Origin of the sequence: Chryseosolibacter histidinae, assembly GCF_018598225.1 — a bacterium.
Taxonomy (GTDB): Bacteria; Bacteroidota; Bacteroidia; order Cytophagales; family Cyclobacteriaceae; genus Chryseosolibacter; species Chryseosolibacter histidini.
This window is the reverse complement of record NZ_JAHESF010000005.1, coordinates 208444-232881: the sequence shown is the minus strand read 5'-3', so window position 1 is coordinate 232881 and position 24438 is coordinate 208444. Positions and strand designations below refer to the sequence as shown.

The following is a 24438-nucleotide window of genomic DNA, read 5'->3' as shown; positions in this document are numbered from 1 at the left end:
TATGCAGTACACGGAGTTACAGGTTACCACCAATTTCAGTTTTCTGCGCGGCGCTTCGCATCCTGAAGAGCTTGTGGAGCAGGCTGCAGCGTATGGTTATACAGCGATCGCCATCACAGACCGCAACAGTTTTGCCGGAATTGTGCGCGGGCATGTTACCGCGAAAAAGCTGGGCATACGCATTATCCCGGCATGTCGTCTCGATCTGCTGGATGGTCCGAGCCTGCTGGCCTTCCCTACCGATGTTGAAGCTTACGCGCGCATATCGGCATTGCTTACCACGGGCAACCTGCGCGCCGAAAAAGGGGAATGCCATTTATACAAAGCCGATGTATACCAGCATGCGCAGGGATCAAAGTTCATTGTACTGCCACCAGCCACACTGGATGAAATGTTCGACTTCGGCACCGACTTCAAAGAAGCGCTAGAAGAATATCGCGATACTTTTGGCAAGCACCTTTACCTGGCGGCCTCACGCGCATACAATGGTGATGACGCCAAGCTATTGCATCGGATCTGGCAACTATCGGCAGCGTTGCAAATACCGATGGTGGCTACGAATGACGTGCACTATCATCATCCCCTGCGCCGAGAGCTGCAGGATGTTGTTACCTGTGTACGGGAGAAATGCACCATTCATACAGCAGGGTTCCGGCTCCATCCCAACGCCGAGCGTTACCTGAAGCCCAACAACGAAATGATCCGCCTCTTCAGGCAATACCCCGATGCAATAGCGCGTACAGAGGAAATTGCAGATGCCTGCCAGTTCTCCCTCCAGGAATTAAAATACACATATCCGAAAGAGCTCACCACCGATGGCCGCACGCCGCAGGAAGAGCTAACGTTTCTCACCTGGCAGGGAGCGCGAGAGATCTATGGTGCAGCAATACCTGAAAAGATCAAAAATTCCATTCTGTATGAGCTGGCCTTTGTGGAGCAGAAGAACTATGCTGAATATTTTCTTACTGTCCATGATATTGTAAGGTATGCGCGGAAGCAAGGCATTCTTTGCCAGGGGCGCGGATCGGCAGCAAACTCCACGGTCTGTTATTGCCTGGGAATCACTTCTGTAGATCCATCAAAATTTGACTTATTGTTTGAACGCTTCATTTCTTCCGCGCGCAACGAGCCTCCGGATATAGATGTAGACTTCGAGCACGAGCGCCGTGAAGAGGTGATGCAATATATCTTTAAAAAATATGGTCGTGACAGGGCGGCCATCGTTGCCACCGTTACCCAGCAGCACCACAAGGGGGCCATCAGGGATGTAGGCAAAGCGATGGGCCTCTCCGTTGATACCATCAATCGACTCGCCGGGCTCATCTGGGACTTTGCCGATGAAGGTTTCGACAGGGCCAGGATCATCAGCCAGGGAATAAACCCGGATGACCCCACCATCAAAAAAGTGCTGGAGCTCACGGCACAGTTCATGGGCTTTCCGCGTCAGCTCGGGCAGCACACCGGTGGCTTTGTGATCACCCAAGGCAAGCTGTCGGACCTTTGCCCCATTTTGAATGCACGTATGGAGGACCGCACGTGTATTGAATGGAATAAAGACGATATTGAAGCCCTCGGTTTTCTGAAGATCGACGTGCTGGCATTGGGCATGCTCACCTGCATCCGCAAGGCTTTTGACCTCGCCAAAAAACATCACGGCCGCCATCTTACGCTGGCCAACATTCCGCAGGATGTTCGTGAGGTTTATGAAATGATAAGTCATGCCGATACCATAGGCGTATTCCAGATCGAAAGCCGGGCGCAGATGTCGATGCTGCCACGGCTCAGGCCGAATTGTTTTTATGATTTGGTGATCGAGGTAGCTATTGTGCGTCCCGGGCCTATACAGGGGGATATGGTGCATCCTTATCTTCGCCGGCGTAATAAAGAAGAGGATGTGGAATATCCTTCCAAAAAACTTGAAGAGATACTAAAAAGAACATTAGGCGTTCCGTTGTTCCAGGAGCAGGCCATGCAGATAGCCATTGTCGCTGCAGGGTTTACGCCGACCGAAGCAGATGAGCTTCGCCGCAGCATGGCCACCTTCAAGGCAAAAGGAAAAGTCTCCTATTTTGAAGACAAGCTCATCAGCGGCATGATCAAAAACGGTTACAAAGAAGATTATGCCCGGCGGGTCTTTAAGCAGCTTGAAGGCTTTGGCTCTTACGGTTTCCCCGAAAGCCATGCCGTGAGCTTTGCCCTTCTGGTGTATGTGTCATCGTGGCTCAAGTGTTATTATCCCGATGTTTTTGCCTGCGCCCTGCTCAACAGTATGCCTATGGGTTTTTACCAGCCCGCGCAGATCATTATCGATGCAAAAAAACATGGCGTGGAAGTTCGTCCCGTGGATATCAATTATGCTGACTGGGAAAACCAGTTAGAAGAAAAGAATGGTAAATACTGCGCCGTTCGTTTGGGCTTCAGGCAGGTAAAAGGCCTTCGTGAAGACGACATGAAGATACTGGTGAACGGCAGAAAAGACGGGTATACATCCATTCGCCAGCTTCGCGACCTGGCGCTGCCAGACACCGTACTCGAAAGATTAGCCGATGCAGATGCTTTCAGGTCCATCGGCCTCGACCGCCGGCAGGCGTTGTGGGAAGTATCCACCAAAGACCATCCCAAAGCACTTTTCACGGGCCAGCAATCCAAAGATGCCGCCGCTGAGAAAATCATGCTTCCTCCCATGACGCAGGGAGAGCATGTTGTGTATGATTATGCCACCACATCGCTTTCGCTCAAAGCACACCCGGTGAGCTTTGTGAGAGAGCAGCTGGACCGACTTCATGTGCTGCCCCTGTCAAAGCTGGCTGACGCCAAAGACGGAGACCGTGTAAAAGTTGCGGGCCTTGTGCTGGTACGCCAACGGCCCGGCACCGCCAGCGGCATCTGCTTCATCACCATTGAAGATGAAACAGGCAGTGCCAACCTGGTGGTATTTCAAAGCCTGTTCAACCAATACCGTAAGGAGATCATACAATCAAAGCTGCTGATGGTAGAAGGGCAGCTGCAGCGCGAGGGTGAAGTGATCCACGTGGTGGTGAAGCGTTGTCATAATTTGTCCAGGCTGCTGCGTCAGCTCACAGAGACAAACGGAGAAGATCTGTCTTTGAAACCAATGTCGCGCGCGGACGAAACCACTTCTCCATTTTTGAAGAAACCACAGGCTGGCGAAGTGGAGATCATTCAGGGAAAGATCTTCCACGAGGGAAGGAATTTCAGGTGATCACGCGTTAGTGACAACGCCAGCCTGTTTATTGAAACGTGTCTTGTAGTGCCTGATGGTGCGGAGAATGAGCATCGTACCGACAACCGATGGCAACAGCCAGAGCACCCATTGATATTCCGGCAGCTGGATGTTGGTCACAATGAACGCGGTTAAAGCCGAGATATAGCTGCCACCCATGCTGCTGATGTGACCATACCACCAGTGCATCTTTTCCTGCGGCGGGCGAACAAACTGCCTGATATCTTTGCGCACAAACAAACTACCGATGAAGGCAAAAGCAACCGCTACAATACCCATGTTATGGCCCAGGGTCAGCAGAAATATACCCCAGCCTGTCAGCGCTAAGATAAACAGTCCGGCCAGCCCGGTGATCAGCCAGTCTATCACCATAGCTTTCTGACCGGCAGGCAGGTTCTTCAGGTACAAAATCCGGTAACCTCGCACGGTCAGGTAGTAGCTGAAGAAACCTACCAGCAACAGGAAAATATTATCCTTGGCAAGCGAGAGAATTACGGCGCTGATGAATACCGCTGACATGCCCCAGCAATAAATTTTTCCGGCACGGCGGTGTGCAGTACCCCCTTTACGGGTCAGCATGGAAATAAGGCCACTTACCAGGGCAGTGGTACCACCTGCGATATGAATGATGAGCAGGATGCGGAGGAAAAGGGAGAAGTTCATAGTTCGGTTATGGATTATGGACGAAAAGTAGTCAGTACCCCTTCTCTACCATAATTTTCCTTACCGGAATGTAACCTGGCGTTGATGAATTGTCATATTTCAGCGCTGTAGCTCCAGGCTAAATACTACAGCCTCGGGTTATTGGGTTTTACAGGCTTCTCAAAATTATTGGCGCCTTTTACTTTTACCTTTCTTCTGAACACTTTGTCGTGGCAGGTGACGTACAGGATATCGAAACCCGGACCTCCGAAACAAAGATTGGAAGCCTGGCCTTTTGTTTTTGGAACAGGGATGATAGCGTTTACCCTGCCGAGCTGATCCATTACCTGAATTCCACTGAGGCTGGTCACGTAGATCCTGCCATCGCGGTCGCTCTTCAAACCATCGCTCCAGGCGTTCTCATCCACATCGCGCACATGCAGCCATCCATACTTTTGTTTGTGCGATAACGTGCCATCGGGTTGTACCTGGTAAACCCACACCCAGTGCGTAGCCGACTCTGTTACATAAAGTTGTGTCTGATCGGCGGATAAGCAAAGACCATTGGCAAACTTCAGCCCTTCATCCACCACACGCTTTTCGCCATTGGGTTTGATCAAATATAATTTACTGGGGCGCTCCCGGCCATCGGGCGAGGTGACGTAGGTGTTGCCGTTGAACGCGACTGTAATATCATTACCCGGTGTTTCATCAGCTACCACCTCGTAAACGCCTGGTGTCTTATACCGGTGTACCTGCTTCGTGGGTGGCTCTGACCATCCGCCTGTGATCGTGATCATGTCGCCTGAAGTTGAGAACGTTGTACCGCTTGCTTTTTTTGAATCGCTGATGTACAATTCCGGTTTGCCGTTCTGCCCTATCTTATAAGTTTTTGCGTTCGGAATATCCTGAAAAAAAACTTCTCCCTTTGCATTTACCGCGATGCCTTCTGTAAAGCCATAATTTTCACCTACCAGCTCCCAGCCATTGCCTTCTGCTAATATATCTGTGAGAAACTGATTTTTGCTTTGCCCCGCCCTGACAGGATTAGGATGATCTCTCCACAACCAACGCATGGCCTGCGGGAACACAGCAGTACCATGCTGGCCGTTGTGCCCGCCATTACCCCAGACGTGATCCACATCATAACCTGCAAAGGTCAAAGCGCGCTCCATCGACTCATTTGCTTTCCACCAGTCTCCCGCGTAGATGTTGAGATCGCCTGAACCGTCCTGCATAAAGACACGGATGGGCTTGGGCTCATATTTCCTGACCAGGATATCATAACGGTCGGCCCCACGCAGCCCCACATAAGTACCGATGGCACTGAACACCCTTGAAAACTGTTCCGGCATCTCCCATGCAACTGTAAAAGCGCATACAGCCCCGCTGCTGGAGCCGCCAATGGCCCGGTCGTTGCCATTCGTTGAAAGACGGATCGCCCTGCCGTCAGCTGTCTTTTGACTTTCCACAAAGGGAAAAACTTCCTCTAATAAAAATCGCGCGTACCTATCTCCCAACCCATCATACTCAAAACTTCTGTTAAAACGGTCAACGGCTTCGTTGTTCGGTGCCGGCACCTTACCCGGCGAAACAAAAACACCGATGGTCACAGGCATTTCGCGTTTGGCAATCAGGTTATCAAAAACAGTAGGCGCCTTCCACTGAATGCCATCCTGGTTTACATAAACACAAGCCGGGTTATCTGCTTTGTATTGTGCCGGAATGTAAACACTGATCTCCCGGGTTGTGCCTGGAAATATCTTAGAGTCTGTAAAGGTGAGCTTCAGGATCTCACCTTTGGGCACGCCGGCATGTTCCTCAGAAGCCGGATCGACAGGATAGGTTTCAGTATTTTGCTGTGCGATTACCCGTACGAAAAACAGGAGAAGCAGAATTAATAATTTTCCTTTCATAGTTTTAGCCTGCTGATTTTTTGAAGAAACCATGTAATACAATTTACAGAAAATATAAAGGCTGGCCTTATTCAATCCCGATACTTTTTAATTAATTAGCTGCACTGAAACGTGAACTTGACAACACATGCGATGAAGAAATTCAAAGAGTCGAAGAAGAGAACCGTAACTCTTTATTTCAATTCATGGGATTCCCAAGACCGATAGAGGCTGAGCTCGATACTGACATCCCGGTTCCGGCTTTCTACAAACTTCAATTTTTATAGTGGCCTCTGGAGCCAGTTGATCATGAGCGATATTCAAAAAAATACTTTGGAGATCGTGAAAGAGAGAAGCGAGCGGGATTGAGATTATCTTCTGTCAGTCAACGCCACTTTTATTCCGAGCGCTACCAGTGCCATTCCACAAATTTTGTTGATATATCCGGCAGCCCTTCTGTTTGTTTTCAGTTTGCTGAAGATCGCTGCTGAAAATGTTGCGAGGATCAGGCACCAGATCGTTCCTGTAGTTGTAAATGTTGCTCCCAGCATCAGGAACGGCAAAATAGTATTTTCCATCGCAGGGTCGATGAACTGTGGCAGGAATGCCATGAAGAATAAAGCGACCTTCGGGTTTAAAACATTGGTGATAACACCATCGCGGTAAATCGTGGTGTAATCAACGGCATGGGTTGGGATCACGTCCGTATGAAGGGACGCTTTCTCAGTAATCATTTTATAACCGATATAGATGAGGTAAACAGCGCCCGCATATTTGATGGCCGTAAACAGTACAATGGATTGTGTGATGATCAGCGAAAGCCCGAAAGCAGCGAGCATCGTGTGCACGATGTTGCCGGTGCCAATACCCAATGCGGAGATCACGCCTGCTTTTTTGCCCTGGCCTATGCTGCGGGTGAGAATAAAGATGGTGTCGTTTCCGGGAGTGAGGTTAAGCAGGATGCAGGCCAATACAAACGCTTCATAGTTAACAATTCCGCTCATGCGTGGTGGGGTTTTATTTGTCAATCACGAAAGCGAAATTTAAGAAAATCAGGACGCAAAGCAACGAATCAACAAACCCTTTGAGGGTTTAACAAGTAGCCCGCTTTATATAAGAACCACCTGAAAACCCTCAAAGGGTTGTCATTATTCATTCCGCAAAGCGTTCACCGGATTCGAGTGAGCGGCTCTTAACGCCTGGGTGCTCACGATCACCAACGCAAAAATAAGGGCAATGGCGCCGGTCAGGGGGAAGATCCACCATGCAATTTCTGTTCTGACCGTATAACGTTCAAGATAACTGTTCATGGCCCACCACGACAATGGCGCGCAGATCGCGAATGCAATGATCACCAGGAAAGAAAAGTCGCGGGAGATCAGGTTCACAACGCTGGAGACAGACGCACCAAGAACCTTACGGATGCCGATCTCTTTTGTGCGTTGCTCTGCGGTAAAGGCGGCGAGCCCAAACAATCCAAGCCCCGTGATCACAATGGCGAGCACGGCAAACAGGCTGGCAAGGCTGCTGGTGAGGTTAATGGTGGTGAACTTCTTCTGAAACTCGACATCCACAAAAGTGTACTCGAATGGATAAGCGGCACCGTATTTTTTGAAGACGTTTTCAACGGTCTTCAGGGACGCTTGCAGATCCTTCGTCGGTTTTAACCGGATGGTGATGGAGCCCCACCAGTCGTCGAGCACGGCAAACATCGGTTTCACTTCATCGTACGGAGAGCCCATGAGCACATCATCGCAAACGCCGATGAGCTTGCGTTTCTTTCCCCACAGGTCCAGCTCCGTGCCGATGGGATCTTTCAGGCCCATGATCTTGACGGCTGCTTTATTGACCACGATGGCCATGCTGTCTGATTTGAAATCTTCAGAAAAATCGCGGCCTTCGATCATTTTCACGCCCATGGTTTTGGCCCAGTCGTAGTCGGTTACAATGGTGGTGAAGATCACTTTCAGGTCTTCAGGTTTGCCGGGCCAGCCAACAAAATTATTGGAGTTAATGTCGGTGATAGCACTGTTGACGCGGACCATCGACTCCACTGCGCCGGAAGCCAGAAGCTCCACTTTCAGATGCTGCAGGTTATCGTGATAATCTTTGTTGAGCGGAACGGTGATGAGGTTCTCCTGCGAGTAGCCGATATCGCGGCCTTTGGCAAGCTGGATCTGGTTGTAGATCACAAACATGGAGATGATCAGGAAAATAGAGGCGCCAAACTGCAGCGTCACCAGGATCTTTCGCGGGAGGCTGGCACCTTTGCCTACGGTAGGTTTGCCTTTCAATACTTTCACCGGTTGGAAACCGGACAAATAGAAGGCGGGATAACTTCCGGCGATAACACCGGTAAAGAATATCAATCCAAGCGAAAACATCCAGAATTCTTTGCTGGTGTAATCGATAAACAATTTCTTCTCGACGAGGGTGTTATAATAGGGCAGCAATAACTGCGCTGCGAGTATGGCAATGACAAATGAAATAAAAGCTATGATCATCGACTCGCCAATGAACTGGAGTACGAGCTGGCGGCGGCGTGAACCTACACTTTTTCGAACACCGACCTCACGTGCTCTGCGTTCGCTTCGTGCGGTGGCCAGGTTCATGAAGTTGATACAGGCGATCACAATGATAAACACGGCGATGATGGTAAAGAGCTGAACATAGTCGCTCATGCCACCCTGCTCTACACCGTTTTCAAAATTGGAATACAGTCTCCAGCGGAGGAGCGGGTAAAGGAAGAACTCGTGCTTCATCTCCTTGTCTTCACCATGTTCGCCAAGCATGCCGCGGATGCTGTTTTCAACCGATGCTTTGTTCTTCGCGTCGTTGAGCTCTACAAACACCTGGAAGGAGTAGTTGCCCCAGTTGGTTTCATTTCGTCTGACCCATTCGTTGGTATTATGCCAATGCTTGTAGGGCAAAAGAAAATCGAACTGGAATGATGAATTCGGAGGGATGTCTTTGAGTATGCCGGCAACTTTAAGGTCGAACTGGTTGTCGACACGAATGACCTTATTCATGGGATCTTCATCGCCGAAGAGCGCTTTGGCCGTGGACTCGGTAATAACGATGTTGCTGGCGTCGTCCAGCACCTGTTCGGCATTGCCGGCGATGAGCGGGAACTGGAACATTTCGAGGAACTCTTCACCCACGTTAAAACCTCGTTTATTCATCCGTTTATCATCCGTTGTAGCGAGCAGGTGGTCGCCACCCCAATCGGTAACAGCTGCGCGCACAATGTTGGCATTGGCGGGTTTCATGGCATCGGCCGTAGGCAGGGGAACGGAGGTCCAGGAGTTGATACGACCGTCGAAATAGGCATTTGCCCACACCTGGTACAGCCGGTCTGCCTTGGGATGGAATTTATCAAAGGAGGTTTCATCGGCTACCCAGAGGATGATGAGGATCGAGCAGGTGATGCCGATACTGAGGCCGGCGATGTTTATAAATGAGTAGAAACCGTTCTTCCGCAGGTTTCTGAAGGTGACAACCAGGTAGTTTCTGAGCATGGCAACGGGTGGTTATATCAACTAGGATACTTTATTATAAAAAAAGGTTACAGGGAGAACGAAAAATAATCGTTCACTGGCAATGACTTGACTGGCTTGCGGAAGGTTGCATGGGCCTGGAAAAATAACGCCTTGATGATAAGCGGGCATCCCTCCCACCCTGAAGATTGCGCCAGCTATGGGGACACTCAAAACTGGCGCAAGTGTTGTGCACGAGCCAGCGCGCAAGGTCACTTGTGCCTCTCACAATGGCAGTCTTCATACTGCCGAATTAGTGGCTGTACATTGATTCGAACAATGTTTCATAACTGGTTTTAACCGGCATAAACTACCAAGGTAGAGTGGTGGGATTCGAACCCATTCAGCTATGGTTTTGCCATTAAACTAACAACCCTGTAAAAAAGCAACCGGATGGCAAAGCGTAAGTAAACAGTTTTGGGCAATTAACGACTAAGAAGTCAAATTGGTTTGTTAGTTCTTTGTTATGTAATAAAAATCCCGCTCTAATTCATACTTCATTCTGGACACACTTCTTCGCATTACAAAATAGGGAATGCCTAACATCAATGAAGCGTGCACTAACATAAATGGAAACATGAACCACATTAAAGTTCCAGCGGTATTATACAGGGAGAAAGAGACTGCGGCTGTTACATATAATAGCAAAAGTAAAACTATGAATGGTATGAAAATGCTCCGGAATCCGCTGATGGTTGCCTCTATAACCAGCAGGTTTTCCTTTTGCCTGAAGGTTCCTTCAGCGATGGCCAGGCTTCTGTTCATGTCGAACATCTTTCGCCGCCTTCTTAACTTAAAGGAGTCGGGCGTGACCGTGCCTTTATATTCATTTTTACTGGAGCTGAATGCTTCGAAGGCAGAAAAAAATGTACCTGTATCGCCCTGGTCTATGTTCTTTTTTAACTTTTCAACAAATTCTCTTTTATCAATTGAAATTTCTGTAGTCAAATAGTCTACGAGCTTCAGCCGTTCCAGGAGTGACTTCATTGGGATCAAGTTTTACAATGCTTTTACAACCTCAAATTCGCGCAATTTAATACTTTATTCCCACGTTCCTCATCAGACTGGCGCCAGCCTATTATAAGTCTTCGGGCTTTCTCTCCTCTTTTGGTTCGGTTGGTTTGGGATTGGGTGTTGATACCGTTTGGGTCTTGCGAAAAGAAGAATAGAGACATTATTGAACACGCATCTCCCTCAGTTCACGGCTTTGTTATATTCGGTCAGGCAGTCGTGAAGCGGTTTGCCCTGGTTATAAATGCAATCACAGAATGCTGCGCAGGCCTTTGGATCCTTGTTGCCGGGGCATCCGTTTATACATTCCTCCGGTGAATTGCCAGGCCGAATGTCATAGAGATACATGTTAATAATTATTACTGCGGCTATCACGGCAACAACACTCCCGAAAAACAGGAATGGAAATTTGTTACGCAACAGTTTTTTCCCTGCTGCGCTGTCAGCCTCCTCAACTTGTTTGGATGATAAAGTATATTTTAAAGAATATTTTATACGATCGTAATCCCAGCACAATAAATATAAGTTAGCCAGTAACATGAATGTAGTGACACGCGTTCCTTCGAATCGAACAGCGTACGTCAGGATGCAAATGTTGAGAATCACCGGAAAATACATCAATGCACCCAATAGTGCTGTTCTTGGAATAAGTAACAAAACAGCAATGAATAGCTGCGAAATTCCGATAAAGGTGTAGTAGTATCCTGTCTGGTGTAGCGATTCAAAATACTGTCCCAGGGGGTGGTTAGCGGGCAGACCGGCGGCGAATCTTTCTCCGTTGACTTTTACAAGCCCCGAGATAACAAATGCCAGGGCCAACATGATGCGACAGAAAACGGCAAAATAATGATACCATTTGTTTGCCTTTGCTTCGTAATATACATGGTTAAGCCTGCTTGAAATACTCATAAACAAAAGTTGAGTTACGGCACGATTAGTTTACCCTGTCTATTGTCCTCCTCAATAGATGAAAGGGTGAAAACGATATAAATAAAAGTACTTTGTATTTCAAAGTAAACAGAAATGAATTGCATTTCAAAGCGGATTGGAAATATTCTTGGGTTGCAACTTTTTAAAGGAGGAGATAACTTTATTTCTCATCGAGAACTTTTTACATCCCATCCTCTTGTGCAAAAAAACTTCTTTATCCTTGTCATATAAATCCCGTCCTTACAGACTAACCGGTGTAAATGTCGAATGGATAGAAGGCAGCTTGAGGAGTTACTGGAAGATACGCACAGGGATGCGTACCTGTGGGCACGGCAATGCTGTAACTATAACGACGACCTGGCCAGGGATGTGCTGCAGATGGTGTACCTGAAGATCTTTGAAGGTCGCGCCCGGTTTAACGAAAGATCGGGCTTCCGCACCTGGTTGTTCTCGGTGATCCGGTATACTGCCATCGATAGTCTGAAACAAAGTAATGCCCGGGCCCACGCCCCCCTGGAAGGTGACCTGGCGATGCCCGCAGACGACCCGGCGGAAGAAGACATGGATTACAAAGCCCTGCTTCAGCAGCTCCCCGAAAAGCAGGCCGAGGTATTGTTACTGGCCTTCTACCACGGCATGACGCTGGAGGCGATCAGCACCGTGATGGAGATCGGTCTCGGCACGGTACGAACACACTACGACAGGGGCAAGAAACAATTGAAGACCCTGATAGAAAAAACAAAAATTCAAAACCATGGAGGAAGATAAGATCGAGGCGTTTTTCAGGGGAATGAAGAAGTCGGATGAGCAGCTGGTGATCCCTCCTTTCGTAAAACAGAAAAAGACCCGGAGGCTACCTTCATTTTTATACGCGGCAGCCGCAGTGGTAACGGCGCTCGTGGTTGTTGTTTACCTCGTGCGGCAAGGCAGCGTTGAGCGTGTACAACCCGGTGAAGTTATCATTCTCGTTTACCAGGATGCCCCCAGAACCCATTCGCTGATGGATGTGCAGGAGCAATCGCTATCGGACTGGGAGTCGCCTACGGACTATTTATCAGAAGATCTTGAATAAAAATTGATACATCCAATGAGGAAGCTATTATTGATCATGATGGTTGCTGCGGCCAACACCTTGCTGGCACAGGACATTTTTCAGCAAAAGTTATATGCCCCTGACCTGGTGCTGAAGTACCGGGAAGAAGCCAGCCTCTCTGCCGACCAGGTGGAAAAAATAAAGAGCATTTACAACGGTGAGCTGGCAGCTTACAACAGCAAGAAGTGGGACCTCGATGCCATGATGGTGAAGCTCGAGCAATTGATCTCCGTCAGCAAAGTAGATAGCAAAGCAGCGATGGCACAGTTGGAGAAGTCGCTGGTGCTGGAAGCCGAGATCAAGAAGATGAAGCTCGACATGCTGCTGAAGGTGAAGAACCTGCTCACTCCCGCACAGCAGGAAAAGCTGGATGTGCACAAAGATGAATTTGTAAACGAAAGATCCATCACGGCCCCGCTGAGCGACAATCAGCGCGTGTCGTTGCGGGTGAAACCGGGAAAAGACCCTGATGCAAAACCGTTGTACGTGATCATTGATGGCGATGAAAAAAGGATGACAGGAGAGCTGCCGGCCGATCTCGATCCGAATACCATTGCGAGTATGGAGGTGCTGAAAGGAACCACGGCCACCGACAAATACGGCAAACAGGGAAAAAACGGTGTGATCATTATCAACCTGAAGAAAAAATAGGAACAGTTTATATTAGGTAAACTGGGGTCACCTGAGGAAGGTGGCCCTTTTTTGTGTTAAATTTCGGCGAAGACAATACGCTACGGATATGTTTGACGGGTCGGATTTCCCTAAATCGCTTGATGAAGAGGTTTTTAATGTTTGGTTAGAGAACGGCAGACTGAACAAAATAGGATACAATTATTTACTGGTGGTTTGGGACCGGTACGAATCGGCATACCGGCCCGTTTATGCAACGCATCGCGACGAGATCGGCGAATATGAAAGTTACAGAACATCGTCCGGCCGTGAATCGCTCGTAGCGGCATACGACCTGTATTCGGAGTCAAGAATTGTTTAAACGGTACTTGGCGTTACAGCAACAAAACTTCTAACAGATGGGACTCATTGACCTTTTCAAAAAAAGCAAAAAGAGATCTGCAACCACTGATAACGGAGTTTTGGGGCCAACCTATCTCGATGGATTTACCGAACAGATCAGCGAGCCTGAAGATCTTCAAAAGCATGAGTGGCGGAGAAAGCTTAGGACGGCCTCCGGGCAAACAAAATTCAGGATCAGGTATTTTGGACAGTTGCATACCCATCATCGGAATCTGATCGTTGGCACGGAAGAAGCTCCTTCATTGGTTGTAGCCGTCGACCCAGCCAGCGCGCAAGAGATCATTCTATTTGACGGCTGCAAGCATGGCTATAATGCAATGTTCTGTGAGCAGTATTCAGCGGAACAGAAGAGCCGGGTCGCCGGCACATTTTATAAAGATCCGAACGGCAATGACACGTTTGAAATAACGCTCTCGACTTACAACGGCATCGACTACGATGACGAGTTCGCAGATAAGGTTGATGCGGATGGATACATCACACTTATTGACGGAACCAGAATGGATTTCGGAACAGTAAAAAGGAATGGGTTCGACACGCTTCAGATCTCCGGCTTAACCGAAGCTGGCAAGGTGATAGAAATTGTCTCTGAAGAATTAGCTTAGAAAAGAAAACCCTATCTCGGTCTTTTTGCGGTAGCCTTTCACGCTTCATATAAGAATATCCCTATTCAGCTCTCAACGTCTTCACCGGGTTCATTGCTGCTGCCAGCATGGTGTGCCAGCTTACTGTAATGATGGTAACGATCACCGTACCTGCTATCGCTGCCGTAAAGATCCACCACGAAATGCCGACATGATACGAATAATGTTCCAGCCACGACGACATGGCAAAGTAAGCAAGGGGTATGGCAATGACGCCTGACACCAGCACAAGCACCACAAAATCGACGGAGATCAGTTGCCACAACTGGAACACCGTGGCGCCCATCACTTTCCTGATGCCGATCTCTTTCATACGTTGCTCAGCGGTAAACGACGACAATCCAAAAATACCCAGGCAGCTGATGAAGATCGCCAGGGTTGTAAACATCGTAGACAGTGTTGCGATACGCTCCTCGTCTCCAAACTTCAGGGCATAAGTTGTGTCCATGAACTGATACGAGAACGGTACCTCCGAATTATATTTTTTATAGGCTGATTCGATCTTCGCTAACGCATCGGTAGCGCTGACTGCAGGGTTGATCCGCAGGATCCAGTAACTGTCAGACCAGGTGGACAAGTAATATAACGTTGGTGTTACAGGCTCGTAGGGCGAGCGTGTGATGATGTCTTTGATCACACCAATCACCGTGCAAGGCGTACCCGACCAGCGAATGGTTTCCCCAATAGGATTTTTCAGTCCCATGTAATTGACAGCAGCTTCGTTCAGGATCAGCGCTGTGGAATCAGAAGGATGATCGCGGGAAAAATCACGGCCCATGATGATCTCCCACCCTACCGTGGCACCGTAATCGTAAGAACCGCCTCCGGTAGCGAAGTCCACTGACAGGTCCGGGTCTTTTCCGTTCCAGTCGAGCTGGCTTGTGCTCGATGACTGGTCTGTGGTGAGCGACGCAGACTCTGCCATTGACACGATGGCGCCAGTCTTCTCAAGCGCGTCTTTCACCGCATCAAAGTGTTTATGCACTTCATTTACCATCGGCACCGCTACCAGCCCGTTGGTGTTGTAACCGATCGGCCTGTTCTTTGCATACTGGATCTGCTGGTACACAATGGTGGTGCCGATGATGAGCACAACGGAGATGGTGAACTGCGTGGTGACAAGGGTTTTGCGGAAGAGCGATGAAGACCGTCCCGCCTTATTAACACCCTTGATCGCCTTGACAGATTGAATGGACGACAGGTATAACGCCGGGTAGCTTCCCGCAATAATTCCGATCACGATGCAGAATCCTATTCCTGCACCCCACCACAGCGGGTTGAGCCACTGGAGCGTTACTGCCTTGCCGGTAATGGTATTAAAGGAAGGTAAAAGGATCATTACAAGTAAAACCGCCATGGCCAGCGACAGGAACGCCGTAAGAATGGATTCCGTGAAGAACTGATTGATCAGCTGACCACGGAAAGAGCCAATCGCTTTGCGGATACCAACTTCCTTCGACCTCTTTTCAGAACGGGCCGTGCTCAGGTTCATGAAATTGATGCAGGCCATCAGCAATACAAAAGCGCCTGTTATGCCAAACAACCACACGTACTGGATGCGGCCGCCGGTTTGAATGCCGTTATCGAATTCTGAATATAAATGCCATTGGCTCATCGGGTGAATGAACAGGGCAGGTTTCTTCTTCGCCAGCGCTTCATTCACTTTTTTAAGCTTGGCGTCGCGGATGCGTGCAGAAGCGCCTTCAAATGTTGCGTGGTCATTCAGTTGTACATAGATATCAAACGCGTTTGGTCTCCACGGATCGCCTATGGTACGGATCCAGCTGGTAGCGCTGGCTAAAAGATCCCAGGCTGCAACAAAATCAAGGTTGGCAAACTCCGAATTGGAAGGCATGTCTTCATATACGCCGCCAACTTTAACGGTCATCTTCTGATCGCGGTCAATGGTAAGCATGGCTCCAATGGGGTCGGCATCGCCAAAAAGCGCTTTGGCGGTAGATAATGATAATAGCACGGATGCCTGGTCTGTCAGCGCGTCGGCTGAACCCGCCTGCATTTTTAATGAAAAGACCGATGAAAACTGTGGCTCGGCAAAGAGTCCTCTTTTATTCAGTCGTTTTTCATCGGCCGTGGCAAGCAGGTGCGTGTTGACGCCGGAAGTAAGGACCACTGCTGAAAAATCTGTTCCATAATTTTTGCGCAGCTCATCGGCCAGCGGCCACGGCAGGCTCCACCATGTTTGTACCTCCCCGTTATTGGTTACATTCTGAAGCACACGGCCCACCCGTGAATAGTTGTCGAAATGTTTCTCGTACGTCATTTCGTCAATGATCCAGAGCGCGATGGTGATGGTCACGGCCATACCTACGGAAAGCCCGGTGATATTGATGAAGGCGTGGAGCTTGTTTCGCAGCATATTCCGGAGAGCCGTTTTCAAATAACTTTTGTACATGGGATATGGATTTACGTAATGCATTGTTGCTTTGCGAATGGCAAATGGCCGCAGGTAGTGCATGACCTCATACCAGATGACGAGCCGCGTCACCAGCCGTGATCTTTTTTTACGGGTGAGTGCATACATTTCCTGTAAATCGCCGGTGACCTCATCGAGCAGGTCTTTTCTGAGGAACAGGCGCAGAAATGCCAGGGCAGCTTTCGGTATTCGGTCGGGTTGTTCCAAGTGTCAGATGCTCATGTTGAATTTTCCGCTGAATGCAGGATATTGTTTCCACAGGGCTACTTTGAATTCCATGGACTCTTTAATAACACGTTTGCCCAGTGCTGTGATGGAGTAGATCCTTTTTTTACGGGCACCTCTGTCGGAAGCGCCTTCGCGCAATTCAGACTTCAAAAACCCTTTGTTCGCAAGCCTGTCGAGGGTCGAGTGCACGGCGCCGATGGAGACTGGCCGGCCGGTCTGGTCCTTAAATTCCTGCGCGATCCGGAATGCATAGGATTCATCTTCTCCCAGGATCCCGATGATGAGCATCAGCACTTCTTCAAAGTCGCCGAGTTTTGTTTCGATCATTCATTACTAATTTGTAGAACCAAGGTACGGAAAGAGTCCGTTCATTCTACATTTTAGTAAGGAAAAAAGATTACCCGCTTGTTCTCAGCCGATTTTTAGATATTTCAGCGCACAACAACCTTCAATCATTGATCAGTCGTTTCACATACCCTGTTGATTTTGGTTCAAATCCCATTTTAGGGTAGAATTGATGTGCCTGTCGTCTCTCCTCACGGTTGCCGCAGTTGAGTATGATCAGCCTGGCGCCGAGTTGCCTTGCCAACATTTCAACCGTCTCGACCAGTTTCTGTGCAATGCCGAGCCGCCTGTGTTGCTGGCTTACCACCAAAGCCTGAATTCTTATAAAACATCCATCCTGTTCCCAGAAGTAGTTCTTATTGACTCCCACGTACCCAACAACTTTGTTATTAACCACAGCAACAAAAGTCCAGTAATCAGGAAGCAACAGGATTGTTTCCATCCTTGCCTTCATCTGTTCAATGGTGGTAACATACCCCAATTCATTGGTCAGCCCGGTCAAACTGTTTAAGTCTGTTGGTTGGAAGTTCCGTATCGTTACGCTGGTTTCGGTCATTATTCAATCATTCGGGCTTTTAACGATCTTCAATTTGACATACTGTAGCTGGTAGGGCAGCGTGTTTCTGTGATTCGTAAAACCGGCATGATAGGAAACAAGCTTATAGAGCCGGATGATCACCTCATCGTCAGCGATCCAAAAGCTGTCATTTTCAGACGAGGAAAAAAAGAACGGGAAAGGCAGGTGAAACGAAGGTCGAGCCATTACCCCGTTCTCTCTTTTATGATCACCCTGCTGTTGTCGCCAAGCTCTTCAACGACCGGCGCCGTCAGGGATGGTTGTGCCCTTACATTCAAACCATTGGCGCTATTGACATAGCTGGTACTTTGGAAAAGAAGGGTCTGCAACAATTTCCTGATCGCTACACTGGATGGCGTTTTTCCCCGAAGCAGGTCATTGCCACGTTTATCAATGAACGACAGGCGCATCTGCGACGTCCGTCCGTCGTTGCCGTCATCCAGCTCATATGAATTGATGGAGGCATTAAACTGGATATCGAAAAGTTGAGCGCTCCACTCCTTTCGCACAACATTTTTCCAGGTCAGCGATATTGACTCCGGTGCCTCACCGGTTTCTGATGTTTCTGAACCTGATACATCATGCTGGTCCTGATACTTTCCAAACTCACTTTGCAAACACCATACGACAAATCCGGCATCCTGGCCGATCAGCTCAACCGGACTCTTGTCCGGGCCATGCAAGCTTCGGAGCGGGTACGCATAACTTTGGGCAAGGCTGTCTGTTGCACAAAGATGAATGAAGAACAGGATCAGCGTGTTGTAAAACAGCGTTTTCATTGGAGGGGTTTTGATCTTTATTAGTGATGGTACCGGAATGCCTTACCGGTTTACACCACTCACAGAAACATTGTTTGTTCTTTTTACGGTCTGTAATATAAAGAATACGGCCGCAGCTGCAAACAGGTGCTTGATGGTATGGCCGCTCAGCACCCCGCCTGAGTTAAAGATAATGGCATCTCTGTCCTCAAAGAATTTAGCGATGGCATAGAGGATAACCGCTGCGATCACGTCGATGCGGATGGCCCGCGGCGTGGGATACATGAAGATCAGTAGCGGAATGGCCAACATGGGAAAAAACTGAACGAGTATGTAAAGTCTCAGGTCGCCATGCCCGTTCACTTCGCCATAATACCAGGTGACCACGCTGAGCACACCCATGATGAGCAACAACAACAGGAGCATAAAGCTCCACCGTTCGTTGATGTAGTTACCGATGATGATCACAAAAAATGACATGAAGGTAATGGCCATGGGAATCCTGTCCCACACCAAAGAAGCATTGGAGGGGTGCCAATGATAATAAGCAGAACCGAAGCCAATACCCGTTACACCAATGAAGAGGGTAAGAACAGCAAGTGAGGTTGCAGAGAGTTTGTTGTTCCTGAAAAAAACGTACAAGCCAATGATGCCCAGTACCAGGAAGGGAAGGTTTGACATCACATTATAAAAATTAGGAATGGCGAAGATGGTTCTGTCATCCGCAAACTGGTGAAACGCCGGGTCCTGCGAAATGGGTGGCAGCAGAAACACACCAACGATGGCACAAAGGGCAAGCCCGATCAGAATAGCGCCTCTTAGGTTCATAAACGATCAGTGATTTTTATATAAAGATAAACATCAATTTCCATCTGCTTCAATGTAACCCTCTGATGTATTGGGTTGGTTGTTGGTGAAGAACACCAACAACGGCGCATGAGAACATCAACAACGGCGCATCAAGGCACGAAGACCAGCAACGGCACATCAAGAAATTACCTGCTGGGCTATCACAACAATCCTGCTGAATCCCGAAATCATGGTCAAAATCCCGAAACCGAACAACATTCGTTCACCTGTGACAGTACACAACAATGGAACGCTGTTTATTTCCCTGAAATTCCGGCTTTTTTTAACGGGCACTTTAGTTGTATGGGCAGGAGCTCAAACCTGAATCCTATGCTCATCAGTTATTTTACCATCGCCCTCCGCAACCTGCTCAAGCATAAAGCCAACACTTTCATCAGCATGTCGGGACTACTGGCCGGGATCTCTTCGGCGCTGGTGCTCGCGCTGTATGCCTACCAGGAGCTGACCTTCGATTCAATGCATAATAAGCAGGACGTTTACCTGGTCTATAAAGAACGGATCACACCTGGCGGCAATCAGCTGGTGTACGGAAGCTGGGTGCCGATGCTTCAGGCGATGAAAGATGAGTATCCCGATGTGAAGGACGGAGCGCGAATCTTTGAGCAACGGGGATTTCTCACCATCGGCGACCGGCAATTTTCGGAATCGGTGACTTTTACAGACCCTTCGCTGTTCACTGTCTTTCACCTGCCCACGAAGCAGGGCGATGGGCACCGCATTCTTCAGAACAAGTCAAATATCATTCTTTCTCCTAAAGCGGCAACACGTTTGTTCGGCGCGACCGATCCCATCGGCAAACCCGTGCGTGTAGCCATGAACGGAAAACTCTTCGAGCTCACAGTGGCCGCAGTGCTCGAGCAAGTGCCGCCCAATTCTTCGGTAAATCCTGACATCGTGATGTCATTCGAAATTGCCATGGACATCGACTGGGTGCGGCAGGCGGAATGGGACGAAGCCTTTCTGCTCACCTTCATCACAACGGATCATGCCGCCAACGCTGCGAAGCTGGAGACACTCTTTCCGGCGTTCGTAAAAAAATATTTCAACGAAGAAACAGCGCAGCGCATGATCTTCAGGCTGCTCCCGCTGGCGAATTATCACAATCAAACCACCGCGTCTAACCGCACCGCCTACAGCATGTTGTGCGTAGCCTTTATCATTGTGCTGATCGCCGTGGTCAATTACATCAACCTCACCACCGTACGCTCCATCGAACGGGCCAAAGAGATCGGGTTAAGAAAAGTGCTGGGGGCATCGCGCGGCACCCTGATCCGCCAGTTCCTCAGCGAATCGCTTGTGCTCACCACCGTGGCGTTTGCCGGAGCCTGCGTCGTGTTGCAGCTTGGCCTTCCGTTTGTAAACCAGCTCCTCGGTATCACCATCCAGACGGAATTGCTCACAACACCACGTGTATTGCTGCTGATGCTGGCAGCTTTCATCCTGATCGGGGTATCGTCAGGCAGCTTCCCGGCGTTCTTTATCTCCCGATACAAAACCGTTGAATCGATCAAAGGCAAATTGAAGAGCACGCCCACAGGAACGGGATTCAAACGTGTGCTCATCGTTACGCAATTCTCGCTCTCCGTGATCCTCTTCTTCGCCACCATCGTGATCTACCGCCAGGTGCAGTTCATGAAAACGCACGACCTGGGACTGAACAAGGAGAACGTTGTAGTGATACCCACGGACACGGACAACATGATGGACCCCGAAGGTGCCCGTGTGCGTGTCGGCAGCCTGAAACGGGAGCTGTTGCAGGACTCGCGGATCTCGTATGTGTCCGCTTCGGATATCGTGCCTTCGAACACCTCTACAGCGAGCTGGACCATGACGCGCCCCGACGGATGGACAGAAGAGCAGCCCTTCCGCATCATGAAAGTTTTGGTGGACGAGTCTTACTTTAAATTATACGATATAAAATTCATTGCCGGCGAGAACTTCAATGACGAGATCATACCGGTCGATACACTGGTGCGAAATTTTGCCATCATCAATGAGGCCGCCATGAAAGCTTTTGGCTGGAGTGACATTGAAGGCAAAAAAGCCGGACGGCGTACCATGGTGGTAGGCGTTGTGGAAGATCATCACTACGGCAACCTCTCACGTGCCATCGAGCCGATCATGTTCGTGTATCGCACGCCCGACAACCAGGCGAACAATTTTCTATCGATGAAAATATCCGGCCACCCCTCCGATGTGCTTCCACTGATCGAGAAAAAATGGAAGACGCTCGATCCAACGAGGCCTTTCAGCTATTTCTTTGTCGATAGCAACTTCGACACGTTGTACCGCAGCGAAGAACGCAGCATGAGCATCATCACCTGGTTCGCAGGCCTTGCCATTGTGATTGCCTGCATGGGTTTGTGGGGGCTCATATCGTTCACCGTAACCCAGAAAGTGAAGGAGATCGGCATTCGCAAAGTGCTGGGGTCTTCCGTGAGCAGGATCGTATTGTTGCTCAACCGCGAGTTCTTCGTGCTGGTGCTGGTGGCACTCGTCATAGCACTACCGGTTGCCTACATGGTGATGAACAGCTGGCTTTCCGACTTTGCCGTGAAAACCGACATTCCGTGGCTGGCCTTCGTCATCGTTACGGCTGTTACGGTTACGCTCGCATTTACGGTTACCAGCCTGCGGATCTGGCGCGCGGCTAATATGAATCCGGTAGACTCGCTTCGAAGTGAGTAATCCCTTCTGGCAAGGAGTCAGAAGCCAGGAGTAAGGAGCCAGGAGGATACATCAAGACTAATTGAGAAACGGAGCTATGCTTCGGGCGTGTGGTTGAGAGTCCACAGACCACGGACCACAGACGTGCCGTCTTGGTTGTTTATTTTACCTACCATTCTTGCTTAATGCGTCACATAAGATAGAAGGCACAATAAGTTGATGTGACACTACTCATCTGTGGACCATGGACTGTCGACCGTGGACTATTTATTCGCCTCGATCCACCGGTTGATCTTTTCTTCCAGCAGCTTCATGGGGACACTGCCTGTTTCCAGCACCTGGTTGTGAAACTGTGCAATGTTGAACTTGGGTCCCAGGGCTTGCTCGGCTTTTGTACGCAGCTCACGGATCTTGAGCTGGCCGATCTTATAAGACAATGCCTGTCCCGGCCCTGCCATGTAGCGTTCGATCTCTGCAATAATACCCTCCTCTGTTTCCGCTTCATGGTCTTTAGAGTACTGGATCGCCTGCTCGCGGGTCCATCCCTGCGTATGCATGCCCGCATCCACCACCAGGCGGATGGCACGGTGCATCTCGGCGCTCAGCATGCCCATGTACTGGTAAGGATCGGTGTACAGTCCCAGTTCCTTACCGAGCGACTCTGTATACAAGGCCCAACCCTCGGCATAGGCGCTGTAGGTGAGTATTCTCCTGAACTGGGGAAGCGACGTATCCTCCATCTGCAGCATGATCTGGTAATGATGGCCGGGGATGGCTTCATGCAAGAACAGGTCTTCATCTGAAAGAACATTGTAGTGTTTCACATCCGGTATCGGCACATAAAAGATCCCGGGGCGTGAGCCATCCTGCGAACCCGGATTATACTCCGCACTGGCCGACGCCTCCCGGAAAGCTTCCGTACGCCTTACCTCGAAACCCGTTTTAGGTGTTTTATCAAACAGCTTCGCCAGGTTGGGTTTCATTTTCTCGTGAATGGCATTGAAGTTCTCGATCACCTGCTCCGGGCGGGTAAAAGGCATCAGCTCCTTCTTTGTTCTCAGGTGATCGAAGAATGCTTTCATATCGCCTTTGAATCCAACCTGATCTTTCACCTTCTCCATCTCCTGTGTAATCCGGTCTACCTCACGTTTACCCAGCGCGAAGATCTCATCGGCAGAAAGATCGGTAGTGGTGAAAAGCTTGATCCTGTAGGCATAATATTGCTTGCCATAGGGAATGGCATCGACCCCTGAGCTTTCGCGGCAGGCGGGAATGTATTCTTTCACGAAGAAATCTTTGAGGCGCCTGTGCACCGGAATAACTTTGGTTGCCACGGCATCTTCATACGCTTTGCTGAGCCGGGTCTTATCTGCTGCTGAAAAATCAGCCGGCATATTCTTCGCAGGCATGAAGAAAAGATGATCTTTCACAGGACCATGATCAAAGCTGGCCAGCTGTGGCACTACTTTCTTTGCCAACGCTTTGGGAAGCACGTATCCGGTTGCCATACCTTTTTTCATGTTCACGATCGCGGTATCGCACCATGCAACGTATCCATCCAGGCGTTTCAGCCAGTCTTCATAATCTTTCACGGTTTTAAAAGGCTGAATGCTCTGGCCGCTGGTGAATTGGGCTATGTAAAGATTCATGGAAAAGATCTGGTTGATGGGCATCAGCTCTTCTTTCCAGCGGGATCCTTCCAGCGCTATGTCGCATTCCCAGGCCAGCACATCGTAGCTCAGCTGGTCTTCGGCGGAGAGCTTGCTGCGGTCTATGGCAGAAAGGTTTTTGCGATAGCGCTCGTTGAATTCTTTGAACTGATTGATGTATGCGGCGGAGATCACGTTCGGGAACAGGGCGTTGTAGCGGTTATCTCCCGCCACGGTAGCCTCCAGTGGTGACAACGGGAGCCGCTCTTCGTGGTAGGCATTCAGCAGGCTGTCGAAAGTGCGCTTGATGCCGGCGGTGTCTGTTTCCTTTTTCTGATCGGTTGAACATGAAAAGATGATCACCGACAGCGCAGCGATCGTCAGTACATTCTTTTGTAAGAAGCTCATATTGGGTTGGTGAGTTAAGGTCCAGTGCGTCGTTGTAAGATACGAAAATTAATAAACGGTGTCGTTCCTTGTTTAGTGTGACCGTTGAAGCAGGGCTAAATTTTTCAGGGACGTTTATCAACCCTTCTAGCGCGGAAGTTATTTCCGTGCGCTTTGTTCCACTTTTATCATAGCACCACTCTTAATGTGGAACTTAGTTCCACAACCGGGTTCGGTTACGGAAGTAACTTCCGTATCGGGGACTGGACTTCGTTCATCGTGTCAAAGAAGAGCCGGAAGAAACTTCCGCCCCAGAGAGGACTTCGATTCACAACTGAGATATCTTGTGAGCAATAATAGCCCTCTAGCGCGGAAGTTATTTCCGTGCGCTTCGTTCCACTTTTTATCATATGTGGAACTTAGTTCCACAACCGGGCTCGGTTACGGAAGTAACTTCCGTATCGGGGACTGTACTTCGTTCATCGTTTCAGAGAAG

Annotated in this window: 19 protein-coding genes; 7 read left to right on the top strand and 12 right to left on the bottom strand. The window is 49.2% G+C overall.

The window, feature by feature from the left end:
- Nucleotide 1 precedes the first annotated feature (1 nt).
- Nucleotides 2-3223 carry an error-prone DNA polymerase gene (locus KK083_RS07320; RefSeq protein ID WP_254162018.1) on the top strand — a complete coding sequence of 1074 codons (3222 nt, stop codon included), beginning with the start codon at nt 2-4 and terminating at the stop codon, nt 3221-3223.
- Here KK083_RS07320 and KK083_RS07315 read toward each other — a convergent pair whose 3' ends face one another.
- The 6 genes from KK083_RS07315 to KK083_RS07290 all read right to left on the bottom strand — a co-directional run bounded on the left by KK083_RS07315 (nt 3224) and on the right by KK083_RS07290 (nt 11237).
- Nucleotides 3224-3907, bottom strand: coding sequence for a DUF2306 domain-containing protein (locus tag KK083_RS07315; protein WP_254162016.1), 684 nt, complete (start codon nt 3905-3907; stop codon nt 3224-3226).
- Nucleotides 3908-4032: 125 nt separating this feature from the next.
- The gene (locus tag KK083_RS07310) at nt 4033-5802 is read right to left on the bottom strand and encodes an SMP-30/gluconolactonase/LRE family protein (RefSeq protein ID WP_254162014.1); all 1770 of its coding nucleotides are present in this window, start codon (nt 5800-5802) and stop codon (nt 4033-4035) included.
- 350 nt (nt 5803-6152) lie between these two features.
- Nucleotides 6153-6785, bottom strand: coding sequence for a LysE family translocator (locus KK083_RS07305; RefSeq protein ID WP_254162012.1), 633 nt, complete (start codon nt 6783-6785; stop codon nt 6153-6155).
- Between the two features lie 144 nt (nt 6786-6929).
- Entirely contained in the window at nt 6930-9299 is a 2370-nt protein-coding gene (locus tag KK083_RS07300) for an ABC transporter permease (RefSeq protein ID WP_254162010.1), read from the bottom strand.
- 471 nt (nt 9300-9770) lie between these two features.
- A complete protein-coding gene (locus tag KK083_RS07295; protein ID WP_254162008.1) occupies nt 9771-10304 on the bottom strand; it encodes a hypothetical protein in 534 nt (177 codons plus the stop codon).
- Nucleotides 10305-10511: 207 nt separating this feature from the next.
- Nucleotides 10512-11237 (bottom strand): DoxX family protein, encoded by a 726-nt coding sequence (locus KK083_RS07290; RefSeq protein WP_254162006.1) that lies wholly within the window; start codon nt 11235-11237, stop codon nt 10512-10514.
- 288 nt (nt 11238-11525) lie between these two features.
- Here KK083_RS07290 and KK083_RS07285 point away from each other — a divergent pair, with 288 nt between their 5' ends.
- The 5 genes from KK083_RS07285 (at nt 11526) to KK083_RS07265 (ending at nt 13988) form a co-directional block, all read left to right on the top strand.
- Nucleotides 11526-12026 carry an RNA polymerase sigma factor gene (locus KK083_RS07285; RefSeq protein WP_254162004.1) on the top strand — a complete coding sequence of 167 codons (501 nt, stop codon included), beginning with the start codon at nt 11526-11528 and terminating at the stop codon, nt 12024-12026.
- The gene (locus tag KK083_RS07280; RefSeq protein WP_254162002.1) at nt 12013-12330 is read left to right on the top strand and encodes a hypothetical protein; all 318 of its coding nucleotides are present in this window, start codon (nt 12013-12015) and stop codon (nt 12328-12330) included. Before KK083_RS07285 ends, KK083_RS07280 begins: the two co-directional genes overlap by 14 nt.
- A 15-nt stretch (nt 12331-12345) precedes the next feature.
- On the top strand, nt 12346-13002 hold the full coding sequence (locus KK083_RS07275; protein WP_254162000.1) for a Spy/CpxP family protein refolding chaperone: 657 nt from the start codon (nt 12346-12348) through the stop codon (nt 13000-13002).
- An 88-nt stretch (nt 13003-13090) separates the two neighbouring features.
- Entirely contained in the window at nt 13091-13342 is a 252-nt protein-coding gene (locus KK083_RS07270) for a hypothetical protein (protein WP_254161998.1), read from the top strand.
- Between the two features lie 37 nt (nt 13343-13379).
- On the top strand, nt 13380-13988 hold the full coding sequence (locus KK083_RS07265) for a hypothetical protein (protein ID WP_254161996.1): 609 nt from the start codon (nt 13380-13382) through the stop codon (nt 13986-13988).
- Nucleotides 13989-14049: 61 nt separating this feature from the next.
- On the opposite strand, the gene KK083_RS07260 is transcribed toward KK083_RS07265, so the two are convergent.
- The 5 genes from KK083_RS07260 to KK083_RS07240 all read right to left on the bottom strand — a co-directional run bounded on the left by KK083_RS07260 (nt 14050) and on the right by KK083_RS07240 (nt 19197).
- Nucleotides 14050-16668, bottom strand: a complete 2619-nt coding sequence (locus KK083_RS07260; protein ID WP_254161994.1) for an ABC transporter permease — start codon at nt 16666-16668, stop codon at nt 14050-14052.
- A gap of 3 nt (nt 16669-16671) precedes the next feature.
- The gene (locus tag KK083_RS07255) at nt 16672-17016 is read right to left on the bottom strand and encodes a PadR family transcriptional regulator (RefSeq protein WP_254161992.1); all 345 of its coding nucleotides are present in this window, start codon (nt 17014-17016) and stop codon (nt 16672-16674) included.
- Between the two features lie 121 nt (nt 17017-17137).
- Entirely contained in the window at nt 17138-17590 is a 453-nt protein-coding gene (locus tag KK083_RS07250) for a GNAT family N-acetyltransferase (RefSeq protein WP_254161990.1), read from the bottom strand.
- 206 nt (nt 17591-17796) lie between these two features.
- Nucleotides 17797-18390, bottom strand: a complete 594-nt coding sequence (locus KK083_RS32820) for an SH3 domain-containing protein (RefSeq protein ID WP_254161988.1) — start codon at nt 18388-18390, stop codon at nt 17797-17799.
- A gap of 42 nt (nt 18391-18432) precedes the next feature.
- A complete protein-coding gene (locus KK083_RS07240) occupies nt 18433-19197 on the bottom strand; it encodes a ceramidase domain-containing protein (RefSeq protein WP_254161987.1) in 765 nt (254 codons plus the stop codon).
- 108 nt (nt 19198-19305) lie between these two features.
- On the opposite strand from KK083_RS07240, the gene KK083_RS07235 reads away from it, so the two are divergent.
- On the top strand, nt 19306-21927 hold the full coding sequence (locus tag KK083_RS07235) for an FtsX-like permease family protein (protein WP_254161985.1): 2622 nt from the start codon (nt 19306-19308) through the stop codon (nt 21925-21927).
- Nucleotides 21928-22169: 242 nt separating this feature from the next.
- On the opposite strand, the gene KK083_RS07230 is transcribed toward KK083_RS07235, so the two are convergent.
- Nucleotides 22170-23963, bottom strand: coding sequence for a DUF885 domain-containing protein (locus KK083_RS07230; RefSeq protein ID WP_254161983.1), 1794 nt, complete (start codon nt 23961-23963; stop codon nt 22170-22172).
- Between the last annotated feature and the right edge of the window lie 475 nt (nt 23964-24438).